Annotated in this window: 18 protein-coding genes; 5 read left to right on the top strand and 13 right to left on the bottom strand. The window is 32.6% G+C overall.

Going from position 1 to position 22743, the window contains the following annotated elements; translation table 11 throughout:
* Positions 1 to 48: 48 nt before the first annotated feature.
* Positions 49 to 1185 carry a metallophosphoesterase gene (locus DK442_RS15475; RefSeq protein WP_109436801.1) on the top strand — a complete coding sequence of 379 codons (1137 nt, stop codon included), beginning with the start codon at positions 49 to 51 and terminating at the stop codon, positions 1183 to 1185.
* 109 nt (positions 1186 to 1294) lie between these two features.
* Here DK442_RS15475 and DK442_RS15470 read toward each other — a convergent pair whose 3' ends face one another.
* From DK442_RS15470 to DK442_RS15420, 11 genes are all read right to left on the bottom strand, one after another.
* Positions 1295 to 2605 carry a right-handed parallel beta-helix repeat-containing protein gene (locus tag DK442_RS15470; RefSeq protein ID WP_109436800.1) on the bottom strand — a complete coding sequence of 437 codons (1311 nt, stop codon included), beginning with the start codon at positions 2603 to 2605 and terminating at the stop codon, positions 1295 to 1297.
* Between the two features lie 317 nt (positions 2606 to 2922).
* On the bottom strand, positions 2923 to 3264 hold the full coding sequence (locus tag DK442_RS15465) for an L-rhamnose mutarotase (protein ID WP_109436799.1): 342 nt from the start codon (positions 3262 to 3264) through the stop codon (positions 2923 to 2925).
* The gene (gene fucP / locus DK442_RS15460; RefSeq protein ID WP_109436798.1) at positions 3265 to 4593 is read right to left on the bottom strand and encodes an L-fucose:H+ symporter permease; all 1329 of its coding nucleotides are present in this window, start codon (positions 4591 to 4593) and stop codon (positions 3265 to 3267) included.
* Between the two features lie 112 nt (positions 4594 to 4705).
* Positions 4706 to 5497 carry an SDR family oxidoreductase gene (locus DK442_RS15455; RefSeq protein WP_109436797.1) on the bottom strand — a complete coding sequence of 264 codons (792 nt, stop codon included), beginning with the start codon at positions 5495 to 5497 and terminating at the stop codon, positions 4706 to 4708.
* A gap of 21 nt (positions 5498 to 5518) precedes the next feature.
* On the bottom strand, positions 5519 to 6349 hold the full coding sequence (locus DK442_RS15450) for an amidohydrolase (RefSeq protein ID WP_109436796.1): 831 nt from the start codon (positions 6347 to 6349) through the stop codon (positions 5519 to 5521).
* Positions 6346 to 7818, bottom strand: coding sequence for a tagaturonate reductase (locus DK442_RS15445; protein WP_109436795.1), 1473 nt, complete (start codon positions 7816 to 7818; stop codon positions 6346 to 6348). The genes DK442_RS15450 and DK442_RS15445 overlap by 4 nt, the downstream gene beginning before the upstream one ends.
* Positions 7819 to 7848: 30 nt before the next feature.
* Positions 7849 to 9501 carry a UxaA family hydrolase gene (locus DK442_RS15440; RefSeq protein ID WP_109436794.1) on the bottom strand — a complete coding sequence of 551 codons (1653 nt, stop codon included), beginning with the start codon at positions 9499 to 9501 and terminating at the stop codon, positions 7849 to 7851.
* Positions 9502 to 9506: 5 nt separating this feature from the next.
* Positions 9507 to 10175 carry a bifunctional 4-hydroxy-2-oxoglutarate aldolase/2-dehydro-3-deoxy-phosphogluconate aldolase gene (locus tag DK442_RS15435; protein ID WP_109436793.1) on the bottom strand — a complete coding sequence of 223 codons (669 nt, stop codon included), beginning with the start codon at positions 10173 to 10175 and terminating at the stop codon, positions 9507 to 9509.
* 27 nt (positions 10176 to 10202) lie between these two features.
* Positions 10203 to 11225 (bottom strand): sugar kinase, encoded by a 1023-nt coding sequence (locus DK442_RS15430; protein WP_109436792.1) that lies wholly within the window; start codon positions 11223 to 11225, stop codon positions 10203 to 10205.
* Positions 11226 to 11237: 12 nt separating this feature from the next.
* Positions 11238 to 12245 carry a zinc-binding alcohol dehydrogenase family protein gene (locus tag DK442_RS15425; protein ID WP_109436791.1) on the bottom strand — a complete coding sequence of 336 codons (1008 nt, stop codon included), beginning with the start codon at positions 12243 to 12245 and terminating at the stop codon, positions 11238 to 11240.
* Between the two features lie 105 nt (positions 12246 to 12350).
* Positions 12351 to 13916: an alpha-L-fucosidase gene (locus DK442_RS15420; protein ID WP_109436790.1), complete on the bottom strand. Its 1566-nt coding sequence runs from the start codon at positions 13914 to 13916 to the stop codon at positions 12351 to 12353.
* A gap of 79 nt (positions 13917 to 13995) precedes the next feature.
* On the opposite strand from DK442_RS15420, the gene DK442_RS15415 reads away from it, so the two are divergent.
* The 4 genes from DK442_RS15415 to DK442_RS15400 all read left to right on the top strand — a co-directional run bounded on the left by DK442_RS15415 (position 13996) and on the right by DK442_RS15400 (position 19509).
* Positions 13996 to 14211 (top strand): hypothetical protein, encoded by a 216-nt coding sequence (locus DK442_RS15415; RefSeq protein WP_109436789.1) that lies wholly within the window; start codon positions 13996 to 13998, stop codon positions 14209 to 14211.
* A 79-nt stretch (positions 14212 to 14290) separates the two neighbouring features.
* Positions 14291 to 17032: a right-handed parallel beta-helix repeat-containing protein gene (locus DK442_RS15410; protein ID WP_109436788.1), complete on the top strand. Its 2742-nt coding sequence runs from the start codon at positions 14291 to 14293 to the stop codon at positions 17030 to 17032.
* Between the two features lie 54 nt (positions 17033 to 17086).
* The gene (locus tag DK442_RS15405; RefSeq protein WP_109436787.1) at positions 17087 to 17815 is read left to right on the top strand and encodes a hypothetical protein; all 729 of its coding nucleotides are present in this window, start codon (positions 17087 to 17089) and stop codon (positions 17813 to 17815) included.
* Between the two features lie 152 nt (positions 17816 to 17967).
* Entirely contained in the window at positions 17968 to 19509 is a 1542-nt protein-coding gene (locus DK442_RS15400; RefSeq protein WP_200825116.1) for an alpha-L-fucosidase, read from the top strand.
* Between the two features lie 287 nt (positions 19510 to 19796).
* Here the strand turns inward: DK442_RS15400 and DK442_RS15395 are convergent, their stop codons facing one another.
* Entirely contained in the window at positions 19797 to 21623 is a 1827-nt protein-coding gene (locus DK442_RS15395; RefSeq protein ID WP_109436785.1) for a beta-agarase, read from the bottom strand.
* A gap of 4 nt (positions 21624 to 21627) precedes the next feature.
* Positions 21628 to 22629 carry a hypothetical protein gene (locus tag DK442_RS15390; RefSeq protein WP_109436784.1) on the bottom strand — a complete coding sequence of 334 codons (1002 nt, stop codon included), beginning with the start codon at positions 22627 to 22629 and terminating at the stop codon, positions 21628 to 21630.
* Positions 22630 to 22743 lie beyond the last annotated feature (114 nt).

Raw genomic sequence — 22743 nt, 5'->3', positions numbered from 1 at the left:
TAAAATTTATGTCTGGTCTAATAATTCAATTTAGAGAGTTGAGATAATATGAAAAAAAGAACTTTTAAAAAAGAACTTTTGTTTGGCTGTAAGTGGTTATCATTTATAGTATTATTTAATATGAATATTATGTTAAGTAATGCTCAAAGTTCAAAAGAAATACTTAAAACAGAGCATATAAATGATTGCCCTTATATTTTTTATGAAGACAATAATACTGTAGAAGTAAAATGGATAGTCAATGGAGAATTAAAGAAGAAAACATTTTCTAACAACGGTTTTAAAAAACTAAAAATTAAAACTTGTGAGGAATTTAAATCAAAATATATAAAGATTAAACCATCAATTCGCATAGATAATGACCAAAAATTTAATGGAGTTTCTAAAATTGCTGTTTTAAGTGATATACATGGGCAACATGATTTATTCATTGAATTGTTAAGGTCGAACAATGTTATCAACAATAAAGGAGAATGGTCTTTTGGAAAAGGTCATTTTGTAGTTGTAGGAGATGTTTTTGACAGAGGAGATAAGGTAACAGAAACACTATGGTTCTTGTATAATTTAGAACAACAAGCTAAGAAAACAGGAGGCAAAGTACATTACCTTTTAGGGAATCATGAAGTTATGATTTTAGCAGGAAACGATAAGTATGTACATGATAAATATAAATGGGTTTCTCAACAAATGGGGATACCGCATAAAGAATTGTTTGGAAAAGAAACACTTCTTGGTGAGTGGATCAGAACAAAACCTGTTGCCATATCAATTAATAATATTGCTTTTGTACATGCTGGATTCTCACCAGAATTTACTGAAGGTAAATATGATATTTCTACTGTAAACCAATTATTTCATCATGATATTATTGATCATGATAAGGAAACAGTATTAGAGAATGATGACTTAAAATTTATGCTAAAGAAAAAGGGACCTATCTGGTATAGAGGCTACTTTCGAGATAAGGATTTTACTAAAGAAAAAGCTCAAAAAATTTTGGAAGAAATGGGTATGAAACATATTGTTGTGGGACATACTTCTATGAAAAGAGTATTGTCACATTTTGATGGATTAATATATAGTGTTGATTCTAGCATGAAAAAAGGAAAATATGCAGAGCTTTTGATTTGGGAAGATGATCAATTTTTTAGAGGTACTTTGACTGGTGAGTTAACAAAAATTTGATTTAATAGTACATGAATACATAAATGAAAACCCTCTATAAATATGTTATTTATAGAGGGTTTTTAAGAGTAGATACTGTATTTACTGTTGTCACTAAAATATAGTTTTATTAGTTTACAATACTCGCAGTATTATCAACTCCATTACTCCAATGCCAGATGTTACTGCTTTGGACATAAAAATTAATACCTCTAATAGTTGGTCTCGGATTTGAAAATGTATTGTTGTTTATTGTGATTCGTTGGGCATATTCTCCTGCTATTCCGGATTTACAATCACCTTTAAATTCATTTCTTCTAATAGTAATATCTCTACAACCATTTTCTAATAAAGGTGAGTTCCCATAATCTCTAAATGTTAGTATTGAGATATAACTATGATTTTGGTTGGATAAACCTTCATTGTAAATTTTATTATCCTCTATAATTATATTATGTGTTTCATGTTCTAAGTTAATTGCTTCTCCATATAGAATACTACCTGTATTTCCTTTTAAAGTATTATTAAATATTTTAATATTCCAGGCTTTGGCAATTGCAATATTATATTTACTAGCTTTTTCGAATGTTGAGTTTTTTATTTCCATTCCATCCATATTAGTAACCGTGACAGTAGCTTCAGCAGCACCAGGTAACCCTCTACGAAATACAACACCATCTATTCCATCATTACCACAATCAATACTTATTCCTGCTGCTTGAGTACCACCAAACCAACATGCACTAATCGTTACTTTTTTAACCCATGGGGCAGGGGTTTGACTATATTGTCTGTTAAAATTAATTCCATGATCACAATTATAAAAAGAACAAGCAATCGCAGTTAGACCTGCTGGGGTCAGTCCTTTACCATTATCTGAAGTTCCAGTGCCAATTGATGCATTTACTAAACCTACATTATATAAATAGATATCTGATTTACCGTTGGTGTTAATGGCACAAGCTCCATATTGCATCTTGTTTTGTGCATCAACTAATAACTCAGTAAATGCCGTTCCATTTGCATTAATGTTAATAAAACCTGGAGTTGGTCCTGGGTTTTTAGTCAAAAATATTTTAGTCTCGAATTTACCTCTACCTTTAATAGTTGTTTTAATACCCGCAGGTAGTGTAATTGTACGATCAGAATAATAGTTGCCGGCTTCTAATTGAACAGTACCACCATTGCCAGCTTGTCTAACTGCATTGATTAGTGAATTAGCAAATGTACTTGGATTTCTATCAGTAACTCCCACTGTGGTATTTTTTGAAAGACTTATAGTTTCTGACTCAGCATATATAGATTTCATCACAAGTTCATGATTAAGAGCAGAAGGTGCTAATTCTATATTTTCTACATCTAATGATTCATTTTGACAAGAAAATAATGAGAATGCCAATGTTGAAACCACAAATAGTGATTTGAATAATTGTTTGTTCATGTGACTTTGTGTTTTAGAATAGTTAAAAGCAAACCTAAAATAAATTAAAAACACATCGCACTACGATTTTATCATTTAATTACACAGTATTGTCTGATAATCATAAAAAATTAATAGTTATATTGTTATATTCTAAAAAAAAACAATTGAATTAAAGTTTTTATAAGCGCAGATATACAATTAGAAATCTCTATATCTCATTAAAAACATATAAAATAACTTATATTTTTTATTTGCTGATGAATAGGTATCAAAATAAATAGGGACAATGTGTTAAGAAATTACATTGTCCCTATTTTATTTTACTAGTTTATTTCTTATAATTTAAAAACCTGTTCCATCATAATCCATTTTTCTCCGTCTTTTGCCCATGGTAACCCTTGTTGGTATTTCCACATAAGTTGTTCCCATTCTTGTACTTTAGGATTATCAGCGTCCATTGCTGCTTTTTTTTCAGGATCAAATGTTTCATCAACTTCCATAATCATAAACATACGATTACCAGTCAGGTAAATTTGCATGTCTATAATTCCGGCATCTTTAATACTTTTAGTAATTTCTGGCCAGGCATTTCCTTCTGCATGATAGTTTTTATATTCTGCAATAAGTTTAGGATCATCTTTAAGATCACAAGACAAACAAAATCTTTGTGTTTTCATTTAATCGTTTTTTTGAATTTTAGATACAAAAAGGCCATACAAACCTACCACTGCGACACATAATAGCGGTACTATGAATGAAAATTTAACTTCTGGCACTCCAGCAATTAGGGTGTCATCTAATTTATCTCCACCTATATCAATAATTGAAGCCTGAATTAACGGGAAAAAAGCTCCTCCCACAATAGCCATAACCAAAAAAGCAGAACCTACTTTGGCTTCATCTCCCATATCTTTTAATGCAATACCATAAATTGTTGGGAACATAATAGACATAAATAAAGAAATGCATACCAGTAAGATTAAACCAGGCATGCCCGGAATTAAAATGGCTCCAGTACAACATATTATCGCAAATAAGGCAAATAAAGATAATAGTCTTGGGGCTTTTAATTTACTTAACAAAATTGTCCCTAAAAAACGACCTCCTAAGAAAATCCCCATAGCAATCATATTCCAATATGTAGCATTGAGTTCTTCTCCCGGAGCCCTTCCTTGGTTGATATATTGTACGTATTGAAAAATTGCAGTCCAACACATGATCTGTGCACCAACATAAAACATTTGAGCAATTACACCAGGAAAGAATGCCTTTTTAGCAAATATTTTCCTGACTGATTCCCAAAACCCTAATGAGACATGCTCTTGAACGTTTGGTATTTTTGTTCTTAATATTATGATCAGGATAACAAGTACTACGACTCCTACACCCAGGTAAGGATAACTAATTATACTAAGATCCTCTGTTTTTATAGCAGCTTTGGTCACTTGATCCAATGTAGCATATGCTTCATCGTCATATTTTGCAGATTGTATTTGTCCTAGCACTACAAATTGTGCTACCATCATCCCGGATAGAGACCCTATAGGATTAAATGATTGTGCAAGATTTAAACGTTGCGTAGCAGTTTCTTTGGCCCCTAAAGAAAGAATTAATGGATTAGAAGTAGTCTCTAATAATGCTAATCCACAAGTGATTATGTATAAAGAGAATAAAAAGAAACCATAGCTTTCTAATGAAGAAGCTGGATAAAACATAAAGGCACCAGCCGCATAGAGTATTAAACCTAAAACAATTCCAGACTTATACCCCTTCCAACGCAAAAATAATGCAGCAGGAATGGCCATACAGCCATAACCAAAATAAAAAGCAAATTGCACTAAGTAGGCTTGGAACCAACTTAATTCGGGCATTACTTTTTTAAAAGCGGTTACCATTGGATTAGTTACATCATTGGCAAAACCCCATAGTGCAAAAAGTGAAGTGATGATGATAAATGGAAAAATCAATTCTTTACGAACTATAGGAATTTTTTTCTTTATGTCCATGATTTCAAGTTTAGTTATTCAATTATTTGTTTAGTGTTCGAAACTGATGTTGTCAAATAGAAATACAGTTTCTTTTTTAATGTCTCAACATCTTAAACATGTTAAGGACTATTTATTCTGTTAAAAGAGATCTGTCAAGATGAACATAACCCCCATCGATAGTAATAAACTGTCCTGTAGTATGTGAGGACTTTTCTGAAATTGTGAATAGACAAGCATCTGCTATCTCTTCTGGAGTTGTCATACGATTACCTAGCGGTATTTTTTTAACAATAGATTGTAATTTTTCTTCTCCATTTTCTAAGGTTTTTATCCAGTTGTCATAGGCAGGAGTCCAGCTTTCTGCAATAATGATAGCATTAGACCTAATTCCATCTTTGATCAAATCTACAGCCCATTCTCTTGTTAACCCTAATACTCCACCTTTGGAAGCTGCATATCCAGAGGTTCCTCCTTGACCTGTTAAAGCTACCTTAGATCCTATATTAAGGATATTTCCTTTTACCTTTTTGATATAAGGCAAAGAGAATTTGGTCATGGCAAAAAAGCTTACCATATTCAATTTTAAAGAATACATAAAATCATCGATAGAAGCATCTAAACCTGCACCGTCATTTACTCCAACATTATTAATTAAAGCATCTATTCGACCATATTTTTCTCCTATTTTCTTTACCGCAGCTTCAATCTGATTGGCATCAGAAAGGTCTGTTTTTACAAACAAAGAATCGATACCTTTTTCCTGTAGTTCTTTTTCATATCCAAATCCACGATCATTACGACATACAATCACAGGAATAGCTCCTTCATTAGCCAAAGACTGTATAATCGTCTCTCCAATACTTCCTTTTATACCGGCAGCTCCAGTAACGACTACTACTTTATCTTTTAGTTTTAAATCCATATTCTTTTTTTTATAATGAGGTTAGGAAATTTTATAAAAATGAATTGCATTCCCACCCATGATTTTTTGTTTTTCTTCTTTGCTAAAATCACTTATATATTGATCAATGATACCTTTAACGGCAAAATAGTTACCACCTAATAAGCACACAGGCCAATCAGAGCCATACATGATTCTATCATTACCAAATGCTTTAAAAATGATATCTAGATAGGGTACGAAATCTTCATACTTCCAACCAGACCAATCCGCTTCTGTAACCATTCCAGAAACCTTACAATACACATTTTTGTGAGTGGCAATAGCTTGCATAATTCTTTGCCAATCATCTATTAATCTGTCTTTTATTTTGGGTTTTGCAATGTGATCGATAACAAAACGATGTTCAGGAAATTCCTCTATCAATTTTAATGAGGCTTCTAATTGATGCGGAAAAATTAAAATATCATAAGCAAAACCATATTGGTTTAATAATGCAATTCCTTTTTTAAATTGATCTCCGATAATAAATTCTGGATCTGGTTCATCTTGAACTACATGCCTGAATCCTTTTATAATTTTATGATTAGAATAATATTTTAAACGATCTTCTAAAGTATCTGATCGTAAATCTACCCATCCAACTATTCCTTTTATGAACGTATTCTTTTTAGCCAGGTCTAATAAAAATTCAGTTTCTTTTTCAGATTGATCAGCTTGGACAGCAATGCATCCATCAATGTTAGCCTCTTTATAAAGTTTTTTTAAATCTGAAGGTAAATAATCTTGTTGTAGTACAGACATTTCGTCATTAATCCAACTGTGTTTTACCGGATCATATTTCCAAAAGTGTTGATGTGAATCTATAGTCATACTAAAAATTTGTGATCTGTAATTTGTTTAATAACACTTCTTACCCCGTGTTGTTCTATAGCTCTCAAGTTTTCTGTTACCGCTTCAGATAAACCATTAATTGCATCAAGGTTTTCGCCCCAGATAGCTATATCTCTTAATAAAAAAGATACCATTTGTTGGTAAGTAATAGTTTCTGTTAAATGTAGTTTCCACTGTTTTTTAAAAGAAGCTAATGCAACTGGGTTATCATTTAAAGGAATAGTTTCACCATCATAAACTCCCTGATAAAACCTAAATACGCAAGACAGCGCAAAAACAATACGTTTTGGTAATTCATTATAAGTGACAGTATATTCTTTTAATGCTGGTAATAATCGAGAGACAAACTTAGATGTACTGTTAAGCGAAATACTTATCAGGAAATGCTTTAATGTCGGATTTCGAAATCGATCAAGCGTAGTATTTACAAAATCATTAAGCTCAGAAGTTGAAAAGTCTTGAAGTGTTTTTGTGATTTCTTCTGACAAGATTTCACTAACAAATTGATTTGTTAAAGGATCATCCATTACTTCCTTGACAGTACGTAATCCTGATAGATATCCAACAGGTACCATTGAAGTATGCGCACCATTAAGAATTCTAACCTTCATCTCACGATATGTTTTTATATCATCAACAAATTTTACGTTTAATGAGGTATGTTCAAAAGGCAGCTCTTTTTGTATAATTTGATTTCCTTGAATTACCCAACTGTGATAATCTTCTCCTGCTACTAAAAGACTATCCTCGTATCCTATTTTTTCCAAAATAGTTTTAGAACGCTCTTTTGGATACCCAGAAACGATACGATCTACTAGAGTATTATAGAAATAATTAGACTCTTTAATCCAAGATGTAAATTTAGTTCCCAAATTCCAATGAGCAGCATATTGAAGAACAGTAGCTCTAAGAGTATCTCCATTTTGTTCAATAAGTTCACATGGGAGTATAATGCAACCTTTATCTATAGCACCTTCAAAATGTTGAAATCTATGATATAACCATATTGTTAATTTGGCAGGAAACTCTTTTGGAGGAGCATCTTGAAATGTATCAGATTCAGAAAATTTTATACCAGCTTCTGTTGTGTTAGAAATAATAAAACGCATCTCTGGATCTTCTGCAAGACTTAGATATTCATTCCAATGTGTATATGGCTGTATAACACGACTTATACTTTTGACTAAAGTAATTTCTGAAATTAAAGTATCTTTTCTTACGCCATCAATAGCAACGTGAAATAAACCGTCTTGTTCTTTTAATGCGGTGTAGTCTCCTTTTTCTGTAGGTTTTATGATAACAACACTTCCATTAAAATCTGTTTCTTTATTTAATACATCAATAATCCAATCGGCAAATGCTCTTAAAAAGTTTCCTCCACCAAATTGCATAATTCGCTCAGGAGCTTTTAAGGTAGTACTTGATGTAGTTCTATTTAGTGGTTTCATTTAAAAACTATTTCTTTTTAAGATTTTGATTTATAATGATATCCCTCGTTTCCAGGGGATAAAATCATTTTGCCCTTTCAGTTCTGCTTTTGCGTCTATTTCACCATTTGCTACCTGAATAATATATTCTAACACTTTTTCTCCCATGGTTTCAATGGTATCTTCACCACTAATTACTGTTCCGGCATTGATATCAATAAGATCATTCATCTTTTCTGAAAGCGTAGTATTACTTGACATTTTTAAAACTGGTGCAATTGGATTTCCTGTTGGGGTGCCCAAACCAGTAGTAAAGACAATAATGTTACATCCGCTACCCGCAAGACCTGTCGTGCTTTCTACATCGTTTCCTGGTGTACATAGTAAATTCAGCCCAGCCTTAGTTACTTTTTCGGTGTAATCTAATACATCAGTTACAGGAGAAGTTCCTCCTTTTTTTGCTGCTCCAGCTGATTTCATTGCATCTGTGATTAATCCATCTTTTATATTACCAGGAGAAGGATTGTTCTCAAATCCAGAACCCACAGCAACTGCTTTAGCAGCGTATGTTTTCATAATTGAAGCAAACTTTTCTGCATCTTCTTTTTGTTCACATCTATTAACAAGTTCTTGCTCAACACCATTAAGCTCAGGAAACTCGGATAATACCGGAGAACCTCCTAAAGCAGTAAGTAAGTCTGAAGCATATCCTAATGCAGGATTTGCAGAAATACCAGAAAAACCATCTGATCCTCCACATTCGAGACCTAAAATAAGTTTGCTAATTGGTGCCGGTTTTCTCTCAATAGTATTGACTTGGGTCAATCCAATAAAAGTATGTTTTACAGCTTCCTCGATGAGATGGCGTTCACTTTGACTTTGTTGTTGTTCTAGATAATGTATTGGTTTAGCAAAATTAGGATCGCGATCTTCTATTGCTTTTTGAAGCATTTCTATTTGTGCATTTTGACAACCAAGACTAAAAATAGTTGCTCCTGCAACATTAGCGTTAGTAATATACCCAGCTAAGAGATGACACAGTGTTTCAGAATCCTGTCGAATACCTCCACAACCTCCATCATGTTTCAAAAATTTAATACCATCAACATTTGGAAATAATCGATTTTTATGAATCTCTTCCTGGGTAGCTACAATATCAGTATTAAAAAGTTCTTTTGGAGAAGCACCAGCTTTATACTTGTCTATAAGAATTTGAGTGTTTACCGCAAAATCTTTTTTAGTTTGATATCCAAGTACATCTAATAAAGCACCTTCTAATACATCAAGGTTTCTGTTTTCACAAAATGTAAGAGGAATAACCAACCAATAATTGCGTGTTCCTACACTACCGTCTGCTCTATGAAACCCATTAAACGTTCTGTTTTTAAATTTTGAAACATCAGGAGCAGTCCAATTAAATTTTTCTTGATTTGCATTAAATGAAGCTGAGGCGTGTTTTAAATTTTCTGTGGTAATTGCAGCACCTTGTTTGATTGATTGTATTGCTGTACCTACAAGTACTCCATACATGAACACTTCATCTCCAGTATTAAAATCTTGTAAGGCAAATTTATGTTTCTGCTGAATATCTTCTGCAAGGGTAAATGTCTTACCTGCAATATCGATAAACGTATTTTTTGGTAGCGAATCTATCGCTACAATAATATTATCCTTAGGATCTATTTGGACATAATTGTGTACCATATGATCTATGCTCTAATTTTTTTAATGGTTAGCATTACTTCACTCACTTTGGATTCAAGTTTTTTGTAGTCTTTATTTGCAAGAATTTCTTTACTGATTAATTGAGATCCCATACCAACACAAGTAACACCAGAATCAAACCAATCTTTAAGATTGCTTTCTTCTGTAGTAACACCACCTGTTGGCATAATATTGGTCCATGGCTGAGGTCCTTTAATTCCTTTTACGAATTTTGGACCATAGATATTACCTGGAAAAAGCTTTACTATTTCACAACCTAATTCTTCTGCTTTTGAAATTTCAGTTAACGTTCCACAACCTGGTGACCAAAGAACTTTTCTTCGATTACAAACTATAGCTATATCTTCTCTTAACACAGGAGTGATTATAAAATTAGCTCCTAACGCCATGTATAAAGAAGCAGAAGCAGCATCAGTAATTGATCCAACACCTATTACCATTCCCGGTAACTCTGCAATTGCATATTTTATTAAAGCTGAAAAAACTTCATGAGCAAAATCTCCTCTGGCTGTAAATTCTAATAACCTCGCACCACCATCATAACAAGCTTTTAGAACGTTTTTTCCCAATTCTATATCTTGATGATAGAATAAAGGAACCATCCCTGTTTCTTTCATTATTGTTGCTACCTCTATTCTGGTATATTGTGCCATCTTTTAATTTCTTATTTAAACTAATAATTATCGATCTACTTTTGCCGACCCGTTAGTACTGATAAAGTTGAGTATTTCTTCTTTGGTTACTCTGTTTATATCTCCAAAAATAGAATGCTTAAGTACGCAAGCTCCTGTTGCAAAAGAGACAACTTTTTGCATATCATCAGGAAATTTTAATAACCCATATAATAGTCCGCTCATAAATGCATCTCCAGACCCAACACGATCTAAAACTGGAGTTACTTCATGCTGTTTTGCTCGATATAATTTATTGTCTTTATAAAGTAGTCCTCCAATTTTATAATGAGAAGCAGTGATAACATTTCTTACCGTCATTGCTATAGTATGAATTTTTGGAAGCATTTCTATAATATGACTAAAGCTATCTCTTATTAGAGTTTCATTCTGATAATTAGGATCTATTTTTTCCTTTCCTAGCATGAACCTTGCAGTGTCAATGTCAGTCAAAATAACATTACTATAAGATAGTAATTTTGGCATTACTTCGTTTGGCTGTTTGCCATATTTCCAAAGTTTACTGCGATAATTAAGATCAGTAGATATTGTAAGTCCCATTTTACTTGCAGTTTGAATAGCTTCTAAGCAAGCTTCAGCTGCATTTTCTGATAAAGCAGGGGTAATACCACTCCAATGAAACCAATTAGCATCTTTAAAGACAGACTTCCAATCTATATCTCCTTTTTTAACTTGAGAAATGGAAGAATTAGCACGATCATAAACCACCTTACTATTTCGATTAGCAATTCCATTTTCTAAAAAATAAATTCCTATTCGATCTCCTTTTCTCAATATATTTTTATACCCGACATCATAACTTTTGATTGTTTTGATGGCACATTCTGCAATAGGATTTTGAGGTAAAATAGTTGCGAAATCAGTATTAATACCATAATTAGCAAGAGAAGCAACTACATTAAATTCTCCTCCTCCATAGGTAACATCAAAACCTGATGTTTGATTAAACATAAGGTTATTAGGAGGAGACATCCGCATTAATATTTCACCGAATGTAACTACTTTATCCATACGTCGTATAGTTTAGAAATCTATAGTGGCCTTAATTACTCCTGTTTCGGGTTTAGTCCAACTATCAAAATTATTTATCATTTCGGTAAAACCAACATTGTGTGTAATAAATGAAGTTGTTGGAAACTGATGTAATACGTCAATTACATGTTCAAAATCTTCAAGAGTTGCATTACGACTACACATGATGGTAGTTTCTTTTGCGTGTATTTTTGGATGTGTAAAAACTAATTCTCCTTTAGAAAGCCCAACTAGCACATATCTACCGCCATGTGCCATATAATCTGGGCCTGTTTCTAATGCTCCTTTATGACCAGTTGCATCAAAAACTGCGGTAGCCATATCTCCATTAGTAATTTCAGAAATTTTTTCTACCGGATTATCGAGAACATTAAGTACGTAATCTGCACCAATTTCATTTTTGGTGTACTCAAGCCGATTATTATTTGTGTCAAGAGCAATAACTTTAGCACCTGCAATTTGTGCTAGTTTTACAATTCCAATTCCAATAGGTCCGCATCCAACGACTACTACAATTTCATTGGGTTGTATATTCGCTCTGCGAATTGCATGAGCCCCAATGGCTAAGGGTTCTACAATAGCCATTTCATCATGAGATAGTTGATTTGCAGGTAATAATAAATCTGTTCTTACCGTAATTTCTTCTTGCATTCCTCCATCTGTATGTACTCCTAGCACTTCAATATTAGTACAACAATTAGTTTTTCCATTACGACAAGCAATACATTGACCACAACTTATATATGGCATAATAACAACTTTGTCACCTGCTTTAATTCCTCTGTGGTTATCTCCTATTTCTAATACTTCTGTCGCCAATTCATGCCCTAGGATTCTGGGATATTTGAAAAAAGCCTGATTACCAGAGTATGCATGTAGGTCGGTGCCGCATACTCCGACTTTTTTGACTTTTAGTAAAGCTTCATTATTCTTACGAATAGGAGCAGGTTTTTCTTTTAAAAGAAATTCACCGGGTTTTTCACAAACAATATATTTCATTGATTATATATGTTTTCTTCAATTCATTTATACAATTCTTTTACTATTAAAATTTTAGTAGTAAAAGAATAATTTATAGTATTGCTCAGATACATTTACTTATTATTAGATACCTATTTCTAGTACATGAGCATGATTTCCTGTTTTTTGATTAGGTAATTGTACTTCTAAGGATTCTCCTTCTTGAGCCCAAGTTAATTTTGAATCATCACTACCTAATAATTTTATATTCTTAATATTTATACCTTTAGCATGTTCAGAGTTTTTGGCTAAAGATTTAATCTGAACTATATTATTTTCTGGCCAAGCCATAAGTATCGCATAAAGTTTATCTCCTTTTTGGGTAAATCTGATATCTTGTCCTGTAAATTCTTTATTGTTCTTTTCTGAATGATGACCTTCTTCAACTCCAGTAGGTCCCTCACCAAATGTTTTCCAATATTTGGTATCGTATATTGCCTCTCCGTTAATGTCCAGCCATTCTCCGATTTCTAATAGAATTTGCTTCTGATCATTAGGAATTGTACCATCTGATTTTGGACCAACATTTAATAATAAGTTACCATTTTTGCTTACAATATCAACTAAGTCATCAATAAGTTGATTTGCAGTTTTAGATTCCCAATTAGATACATGACTCCATGAGTTTTTACCGATAGAAGTATCGGTTTGCCAAGGTAGTTTTCGAATACCAGGTAATTTTCCTCTTTCTAAATCATAAATTACAGTTCCTTCTGGAAAGGCTTCATGACTAAAGTTTTTATCTTGAAGAACTACTTCTTTTCCCCATTCTATACCTTTGTTATAATAATATGCGGCTAACTTTGGTCTATACTCTTTAAAATCAGGGATATCTACATAGAAATCTAACCAAAGAATATCAGGTTGGTAATTATCAATAATATCTTTTATTCTTAACCACCATCTCTTTTTGAACTCTTCTGAAACTGGTTGTTTTAAATCTTTACCTTTAGAACTGTATAGGTCTGCAAATTCTGGGTCTGTAGTATCAAAGTGATCTTTTTTGTTATAAAAAGACCAGTTGAAAGCAAAATGAGAAGAAGTACCCATAATCATTCCCTGATCTCGTCCTTGTTTAAACAACTCTCCTAAAACATCTGTTTTTGGCCCCATGTCTACGGCATTCCACCTTGTAGTATTTGATTTATACATGGCGAAGCCATCATGGTGATCAGCTACTGGAATTACGTATTTTGCTCCAGCTTTTTTAAACAAACTTATCCATTCTTTGGCGTCAAAGTTTTCTCCTTTAAACATTGGGATAAAATCTTTATATCCAAATTTTTTATGATCTCCCCATTTTTCTTTATGATGTTTAAATTCTTTCGTAGAACCTTTACTATAGTGTTCTAAACTAGCACTAAAATTAGCAGTATCCATGTACATTTGTCTTGGATACCACTCAGAACCAAATGCAGGGACACTGTATGCGCCCCAATGCACAAAAATTCCAAATTTTTGATTATTAAACCATTCGGGATCTTTATAGTTTGCTTTAATTGATTCCCAATTAGGTTCGTATTTGGTGCTAACAGTATCTGTTGTTTTTTGGTCTGTATCTTGAGCTAATTTCTTATCTTTTTCGGGGCCACATGATGCCAAGAAGACTAGTGTCAGCAGTAAAATAAATATAGGTTTTCTAAATATCATTTCTAAGTGTATTATAATATGAAAAAATAATGGGGTGTTTTTTGATTGGCTAAATTGATATTTTTAAGAAGTATGTGAAATGACGAATGTCTTAAAAACTGCAACAAATGGTTATTTTGAAGAAGGAGGTCGAAATTGCTGCAATTACGCATTGTTGTGGAGGGAAATAAAGGATGAATTCTATGTGGTTTTTTTTGGAAACTTCTGTTTTTTATTAATGATTATAAGAGGTTCTAAAAATATTATTCGAATTTGGGGAATAGGCTTGGATGTTGCTTGTATGGTATGTAATTAGACATATGTTCTCTCTTTAAGAACATAAGTTGTAAGATTCTTAGGGTTTGCTTTCTATTTTTGTTAAAAAAATATTAAATATGATAGCCCCACGAAAAATTTTACTATTTACTTTATTTAATTTAATATCATTTCTTTCTTTTTCCAGAGATATTTATGTGGCAAAAGGAGGTAACGATTTAACAAATACAGGAGCGATTGATAGCCCATATGCTACTATTACAAAAGCAGCAGACGAAGCTGTAGCAGGAGACATAGTATATATAAGAGAAGGAACCTACGAAGAAACATTGCGTCCTGCAAATTCTGGAACTGCTGGAAATCCTATCGTTTTCACATCATTTCCAGGAGAAAAAGTGATTATTTCTGCAATGCAATCATTAAATGGTTGGACAAATGATTCTGGATCAATTTATAAAACCACAATACCTTTTGCTTCATTAGGACAAGAGAATTTTGTGATGAACGAGAATACAGCTATGGATTTAGCACGTTGGCCAAACAATGAAGATGGTTTGCCATTTACCCTTAATTCGAGACGTAACTCAGGAGGTAGTGATGGATCTGATGCAACTTTTAATGGAAGAGTTGGATTTTTGACCTCTGGCGATATTCCTAATATTGATTGGACAGGTGGTTCACTTTTCTTTTATGGAGATAGACCAGGATCAGGATGGTTAGCATGGAAAGAGTTCATTACTAGTAGTAGTTCTGGGCGAGTTAATTTTAACATTACTAAAAACTCTGGAATAAAGTGGATTTATACTTTTCATCCCCCAGCAGATAAAGGAGATTTCTATTTAGAAGGAGTAAAAGGAGCTCTTGATTATCAAAATGAATGGTGGTTCGATACAGTAACAAGTGAATTATTTATTCAGTTACCAGGGGGAGCTGTTCCTCAAGATGGTTTGGTAAGAATGAGGCGAAGAAGACAAACAATTAACCTTAATAGTAGGAATTATATAGAAATTAGAAACCTGGCAGTGTTTGGAGGTACGATTGAATTGAAAACGAATTCTAATAATAACAAACTATATGGTGTTTCTTCTTTTTATGGAAATCATACTCAAGGAATTTTTACAGGTTTTAATGCTGGTAAACCTAGTGTAGAGGTTAACGGAACCAGAAATATTATTGAAAAATGTGAGATTGCATTTAGTGCAGCTACTGGTATGAGAATGGCAGGTAGTTTTAATGAGTTAAAAAATAATTATATCCATGATTTTAATTATCTGGGGTCTTATGATGCTCCTTTAGTTGCAAGAGGAGGTAATGATAATAAAATTATGAGAAATACCATTTTTAATGGTGGAAGAGATGGAATAAATTATAATGGACAACGATGTGAGATTGCATATAATGATGTTTCATATAGTAACCTTATAGCCGATGATTGCGCTTTATTTTATACAGTAGGAAGACAACCTAATACAGAGATACATCACAATTGGTTTCATGATGCAGCTTCTAGTGGAACAAAAACAAAAGCCGCCGGGATTTATTTAGATAATGACGCCGAAAGTTTTTCTGTTCATCATAATGTTGTCTGGAATACCGAATGGACGGCAGTACAGATCAATTGGGATGGTAAGGATATAGATATTTTTAATAATACGTTTTGGAATAATTCTGGAGAAATGGGAGCATGGCATTTGGCAGGTACTGCTTTTTCAAATGTAAACGTATGGAATAATCTAGGAGATAAGGGAGAATGGGAGCCACAATCTGATAAACAAAACAATTTAGTAGTGACTTCAGATGCGTTTGGGAATGCTTCTAATTCGAGCTTTATTTTAAAATCTAATTCAGAGGCTGTGGATGCAGGAAGAGTAATTGATGGTATAACGGACGGATTTAGTGGAGATAACCCAGATGTAGGTGCGTATGAATCTGGAGGAGATAATTGGGTCGCAGGAATTGACTGGAATACTAAATTAGGACCGGCAGGATTAGGATGTTATGGTTTACCAGGAGAAGATTGTATTGCTTTACCAGAAAATGATGATGATAAAGATGGAGTGGACAATGCTAATGATGTTTGTCCTAATACTCCTGTAAATGATACGGTAGATAGCAACGGATGTACCATATTTACACTACCACCTACTAATTTTAGTATTTTGAGTGCAGGACAGAGTTGTGTTAATGGTGCTAACGGTAGTATAACAATTACCGCTAACGAAAACCATAATTATACTGCAGAAATTAAAGAAAACAGTGCTACCAAAGCCTTTGTTGCTAATACAGCAACTGTATTTGATGGTTTAAGTGGTGGGACATATACAGTATGTATTAAAGTTGACGGACAAGCTAGTTATGAACAATGCTTTTCTGTAGTTGTTAATGCACCAACAGATCTAAAAGTAGCTTCCAAAGTAGACACTTCTCTAAAAGAAATTTCGCTTAATCTAGAAGGAGGGAAATTATATAGAGTCGAATTGAATAATGAAGTTATCGTAACTGATAAAAATCAAATAACACTTGTATTAAAAAATGGAAAAAATACTCTTTTAGTAAAAACGGATAAAGACTGCCAGGGAATACATAAAGAAAGTATAAATGTTGGAGGCAATGGAGGTGTATATACGTTCCCTAATCCGGTAAAAGATATACTTAATATTGTTGTTGCCGAAAATGGACTTGGGGGAGATAGTGTAACGTGGGAGCTTTTCTCTTTTCAAGGGAAACGTATTCTATATGGTCAACAACATGATATTAATGCAAATATGACAATCGATATGTCTGTGCTTGCCAATGGAAGTTATATCCTTAAAGTTTCTAGTTCTGATATGGTAATGCATGAGCAAATAATAAAAAATTAAAACACTCATTCGCGTCAATAAAATTTAATGTGAATAGTTTAAAAAATATTACATATGAAAAATAATATAAAATTAATTCTGGCAATTTTTGTTTTAGCCATGCTAGCAAGTTGTGGAGGTAGTGATGATGGACCAGATGGAGAGCCAGATGGCGGTGATGGAGAAGGAACGGTGAATATTCCAACAGCAGCAGCTTTGATTTTTCCTTTAAAAGATGCAGAATGTAATGCAGGAAAGATTGTCTCTAATAGGGAGAGTACAGTCATTTTTGAATGGAATGCTTCAGATTTTACTACAAAGTATACATTACAGCTAACAAACCTTAATACACAGGAAGTCGAAACTTTTGAAACAATAAATACAGAGTTAGAAATTACATTATTATTAGGAACACCGTATTCATGGAAAATAACATCTTCTTCAAGTGCTACTGCAAGTACAGCAGAAAGTGAAGTGTGGAAACTTTTTAATGCAGGGCCGGGAATAGAAAACTATGCGCCATTCCCTGCAGAACTAGTTAGCCCACCAATGGGGCTAACGATTACTAACCCTACGACTGTAGATTTGTTATGGAAAGGTAGTGATGTAGATGGTGACATTAGTGAGTATGAGGTGTATATGGATAATAATAATCCACCAGTAACCTTAATTAATACTGTTACAAAGTCGGAAATCAAAGATGTGACTTTACAAGCAAATAAAATATATTATTGGCAAGTTGTCACTAAAGATTTACATAATAATTTAACTAAATCATCCGTATTTGAGTTTAGAACCAAATAGGAATAATTTTACAGATTAATTATTAGTTAGTTAGCCAAATGAAGAGGCTGTTTGAAATATAATAATGAAATTTAAGATTGATATCAATTTTTCATTATTTTAAACAGCCTCTTTTTATAGAATAAATTTATTTTAATAAAACTTAAAAAATTGTGAAGCAGTATTTTATTTATTTCCATTTTGGATTGCTTACTATTTTTAATCTTCTTTCATTAGAAGCACAGGAGAGTAAAAAATATGAACCCACTTGGGAATCTTTAAGTCAATATAAATCTCCAAAATGGTTTCAAGATGCGAAACTTGGTATATTCATTCATTGGGGAGTATATGCAGTTCCAGAATATGGTAATGAATGGTATGGATATCAAATGTATCGTAAAAAGAAAACCAATCATAATACAGGAAAAACTTACCAAGAGGATAATCCTACATATCAATACCATGTTAAGACCTATGGAGAACCAAGCGAGTTTGGATATAAAGATTTTATCCCAATGTTTAAAGGAGAAAACTTTGACGCCAAAGAATGGATAAGTTTGTTTAAAAAAGCTGGAGCAAAGTATGTTGTTCCGGTAGGAGAGCATTGTGATGGTTTTGCCATGTATAATTCTTCTCATACAAGATGGAATGCCGTAGACATGGGGCCAAAAAGAGATGTTCTAGGTGAATTAGCTGTCGAAGCACGCAATGAACACCTTAAAGTAGGAAGTTCATCTCATCTGGCATTTGGATATAAGTGGTGGGCATATGATAAAAATTTTGATACAACAAATCCTGAATTTCAAGATTTTTATCTTAAACCTCATGGATATCTTGATCCTCCTACACCTGAGTTTTTGGATCTTTTTTACAAAAGGAGTATGGATATGATTGAAAAGTACAAATTGGATTTAATGTGGTTTGATTTTGGATTTTGTGCACCAGAATATGAAGAAAACAGGTTAAAGATTCTGTCAGATTATTATAATCTGGCAACCCAATGGAATAAAGAAGTTGTACTTAATTATAAAAAAATAGGATGGGAACCCATTCCTGATGGAGCCGCAGTTTTAGATCTTGAACGAGGAAAATTAGATAGAATTAGAGAATTGCCTTGGCAAACCGATACTTCTATTGGGCGTAATTCCTGGTCTTATGTAAAAGATTGGCAAACTAAACCTGCAGGCGAACTTATAGATGATTTTGTTGATATTGTAAGCAAAAATGGTAACTTATTATTAAATGTTGGACCTAAGGCAGATGGTACAATCCCTAATGATCAGAAACAAGTATTATTAGAAATAGGAGAGTGGTTACAAATAAATGGCGAAGCCATTTATGAAACACGTCCTTGGATTATGTATGGGGAAGGAAAAACACGCTCAAAAATGGGAGATCATACAGAATATGAAGTACATACGATGACTGAAAACGATATTAGATTTACTGTTAAAGGAAATACTATTTATGCTTTTGTAATGGATTGGCCAACAGCTGATATATTAATTACATCGTTTTCTACTCGATTGACTAGCCTTGCAGATCCCATTAAAAATATTAGTTTTTTAGGATCAAACGAAAAAATCAGTTGGGAAAGAAATGAGAATGGACTAAAAATACATAAGCCACAAACAAAAGTAGGTAAACATGCTTTTGCTTTTAAAATAGAATTAGAAAAAGCATTTGATGGTATTTACAGAGGTAATAAAAACTAAGATTAGTCTTTTAAAAAAAAACTAGTATTACTAAAAGAAATTTGTATTGATAGCGTTTCTTTTCATCCATATTATAGTGATAAATTTTGCATTAACTTCAAAAGTGTTAAACTAACTTCACAAATCTTAGGAATTAGAGAAATACTTGGAGATAATATGTGATTTTGGTAAAAAGAAAAGCCCCTTACAAACTTTGAAGAGGGGCCATTCGTATTATAATGTTATGTATATAGATTGTTAGTTAAAAGGTTTAATAGAAAGAAATATCCACAATAAATCTTTGATATTTAATTTTTGCTCATCCTCTCCACATTTAAAATAACAGAACTTACATGTCCTCCAGTATCCGGAAAAGTGACTTCAATCTTATTTGTACCAGAAGATGTATGTTCTATATCAATAGGAATATTAATTACTCCAAAAAATTGATCTCTACTTGCTTGGTCATAACCTGCCCAATTACTTGGGATTTTGGCAATATGGCCATTGATCGTTATTTTTGGACTTTTACTTAATTCATGTGCTCTCCCTATTCCCATTTTTATAAATGCTCTCCCTTTTTTAGCTGTTTCTACATTATCAATATCAAAGCTTATTGTTTTATTAGCTTCAATTTTTTGTAAGTAAGTTTTAGAATAGGAGTTGTTCTCGATTATAGAATTAGAAAACTGAATTGTATCAATATCACATTCTAGTATTACAGTCTCTCCTGGTTTAAGATCGATATTTTTCATGACTGAAAGGTCAGTGAAATAGATTAATTTAGGGATGCCAGAAGTATTAGTGTATAATCTTCTTAATGTAATATTTTTTATATGATCAGCACTTTTGTTAAGGAAATTTAATGCTATTGATTGTTCTTTGTCGTGCAGATTATTTAACGCAACGTAAGCTTTTTCTGGTTTTAGAAAAGCATTAACCTGTATATCTGGATTATTGGAAGTAATATCGATTCTTTTTCCGGATACATTTTTCCATAATTCATAGAATTTTTTAAGATCTGTGAATTTTTTAACTCCATCTTTGTTTTTTCTTAAGATTACCCATGGGTACGGATGACCATCAGGATTATTTTTTTTATCTTGATAAAACCAATTACCATCTCCAACTATAAAAGGAATTGATTTTAATAGTCGATCTGGTTTGTCTAGAAGGGACATTAAGATATTATTGTAAGAGGTTAAACAAGTACCACTTAATTCAGGAGAATAAGGTTTTCCTAGTAATCCTTTAGATGTATACCCATACTCTGATATTAAATGGGGTTTTACAACTCCCCATTTCTTATAACTATATGATTCAATTAAATCTAAAATTGCTTCAGAATTACTTCCTGACCTATAGTTAAAGTCACCCGCAACATTCCTCCCGTCATATAGATGTGTGGCAAAGAATTTCATACTTTCTCCAGCAGTATCCATGAATAACTTCATTCTTGTATTCCAATGATCAAAATCTTTTCTATCGACCTCTGGCCATGCAGAAGAATACCCACCTACCATTATATCAGGAATTTCTGCATGTATTTTATCTGCAACTACTTTATGTAGCTTAGACATTTCTAGAATAACACCACCTGTTTCTGCCCAGGTTTTAACATAATCTTTGGCATGTACAAAAGGTTCATTCATTACTTCATAATACTTAGGCATAACTGGGAATGCATTCTTTATATATTCAACATTATATGCTGCTATTTTATCATAATCAGTATTAAGCTGAAATGCACTTCTGGGATGATCAGTAATGATAAGATCATTGGTTTTGTATTTATTAAATAAAGGAGCATTTTTCCAATGTTTTACAGTATTGGCTCCATTTGTTTTAGCTACACTTGGACTGGGGATTTCGGTTTTAGATTTACGAAAAGGTGCAGGTCCGCCAAAAGTTCTACCAAATTTTATATCCAATTGATCAAAAAGATAATCAGCTTCAGAGGCTAAACCCCAATTTGAAAAAGAACTATGAATATTAAAATACTTTTCTCTTTTCAATTCACTTTCTGAGCCAATGTATTTTTGTGTTGTAAAGTCAATTGATACTTTAGCATTTTGAGAAAAAGAGGTAATTGAAATTAGTAGAGAAATTGATATAATTTTTATCTTGATATTCATTACTTTAAAATTTTACAAATTGATAATAGTCATTCTCACTAGTGATGGCAACATAATTACCTTTTGGTAAATCTGACACCTCTATAGAATTTGAATTTTTAGCTTCTTTTGCCAGTTGACCTTGTGATGTAATAATCTGAATAAGTGTATAACTTGGTTTTCCTGGCAGCGTTAAAATATTTGATTCCTTATTAAGAGAAAGGGTAATACTCTTTTCTCCTGAATCTTTTACATTAATTGTTTCCCGTGGTTTTGGAGTTGGCTTTATTGGAGGTTTTGGGGTTATTTCTACTTTTTTTACTCTTTTCGTAGTCCGAATATCTGTTATTGTTTTACTAATTATATATTTATTAGGAAAGCCCTCCTCGGATCCATAATAAAGAGTAAATTTATATTTGTTCCCCTTTGGAGGAGAAGACATTTTAACCTGTATTTCTTTTGTTCCAATTCCTTTTTGAACAGGAATTGTTTCACTTGTACCAATACCCAATCCGTTGTTATGAACTGTAACTACAATTTTTCTTTCTTGACTTGCCTTATATTTAATTTTAAAATCTACAGTTTCTTGGTTAGAAACAATAATAGGACTTAGATGAGAAAAGGAGGCATCATCTATAATTTCCTCAGAGCGTTTTGTGATCTGAATATTATTTATAGATGTTGCAGCTGTAGTAGTTTTTCTATTTCCGCCTCGTTTTCTAATGGCTGCAGAAATAGTATATCCATTTCCAGGTTTGGGCGACTCATTCATATAGATTTCGATCTTTTTATGTCCTTTGCCTTTTTTTACGGGAATTGTTTTTCCTGCCCAAAAATTGTTTGGGCCACCATAAAAATCTATTGCAATATCGCAATCTTTGGTGGCTTCATATCTAACGTAAAATGTATACAGAGAAGAACTTTGTAATTTAATAGGTACTTCTTTGATAAAAACTATTTCATCTTTTTGAGAAAAAGAAATAAGAGTGAATAGTAGGAGTGCGGTTGTTGTTAAGATTGATTTCATTTATCAATTATTTTGGGTTTAAATATTAGCAAAAGTTTTTAGTTATGGTTTTGATTTTTTTCTCGAGCTTATTTTTAGGTTGTGATAAAGCTAATTACCACCTTCTTTAATAGT

The organism is Aquimarina sp. AU119 (assembly GCF_900312735.1).
GTDB classification, from domain to species: domain Bacteria; phylum Bacteroidota; class Bacteroidia; order Flavobacteriales; family Flavobacteriaceae; genus Aquimarina; species Aquimarina algiphila.
This window is presented reverse-complemented; position numbering and strand designations above follow the sequence as displayed.

Bases quoted from the DNA above. Each gene is read 5' to 3' on its own strand.
- DK442_RS15475 (WP_109436801.1), top strand. From the start codon at position 49: ATGAAAAAAAGAACTTTTAAAAAAGAACTTTTGTTTGGCTGTAAGTGG.
- DK442_RS15470 (WP_109436800.1), bottom strand. From the start codon at position 2,605: ATGAACAAACAATTATTCAAATCACTATTTGTGGTTTCAACATTGGCA.
- DK442_RS15465 (WP_109436799.1), bottom strand. From the start codon at position 3,264: ATGAAAACACAAAGATTTTGTTTGTCTTGTGATCTTAAAGATGATCCT.
- fucP (WP_109436798.1), bottom strand. From the start codon at position 4,593: ATGGACATAAAGAAAAAAATTCCTATAGTTCGTAAAGAATTGATTTTT.
- DK442_RS15455 (WP_109436797.1), bottom strand. From the start codon at position 5,497: ATGGATTTAAAACTAAAAGATAAAGTAGTAGTCGTTACTGGAGCTGCC.
- DK442_RS15450 (WP_109436796.1), bottom strand. From the start codon at position 6,349: ATGACTATAGATTCACATCAACACTTTTGGAAATATGATCCGGTAAAA.
- DK442_RS15445 (WP_109436795.1), bottom strand. From the start codon at position 7,818: ATGAAACCACTAAATAGAACTACATCAAGTACTACCTTAAAAGCTCCT.
- DK442_RS15440 (WP_109436794.1), bottom strand. From the start codon at position 9,501: ATGGTACACAATTATGTCCAAATAGATCCTAAGGATAATATTATTGTA.
- DK442_RS15435 (WP_109436793.1), bottom strand. From the start codon at position 10,175: ATGGCACAATATACCAGAATAGAGGTAGCAACAATAATGAAAGAAACA.
- DK442_RS15430 (WP_109436792.1), bottom strand. From the start codon at position 11,225: ATGGATAAAGTAGTTACATTCGGTGAAATATTAATGCGGATGTCTCCT.
- DK442_RS15425 (WP_109436791.1), bottom strand. From the start codon at position 12,245: ATGAAATATATTGTTTGTGAAAAACCCGGTGAATTTCTTTTAAAAGAA.
- DK442_RS15420 (WP_109436790.1), bottom strand. From the start codon at position 13,916: ATGATATTTAGAAAACCTATATTTATTTTACTGCTGACACTAGTCTTC.
- DK442_RS15415 (WP_109436789.1), top strand. From the start codon at position 13,996: ATGACGAATGTCTTAAAAACTGCAACAAATGGTTATTTTGAAGAAGGA.
- DK442_RS15410 (WP_109436788.1), top strand. From the start codon at position 14,291: ATGATAGCCCCACGAAAAATTTTACTATTTACTTTATTTAATTTAATA.
- DK442_RS15405 (WP_109436787.1), top strand. From the start codon at position 17,087: ATGAAAAATAATATAAAATTAATTCTGGCAATTTTTGTTTTAGCCATG.
- DK442_RS15395 (WP_109436785.1), bottom strand. From the start codon at position 21,623: ATGAATATCAAGATAAAAATTATATCAATTTCTCTACTAATTTCAATT.
- DK442_RS15390 (WP_109436784.1), bottom strand. From the start codon at position 22,629: ATGAAATCAATCTTAACAACAACCGCACTCCTACTATTCACTCTTATT.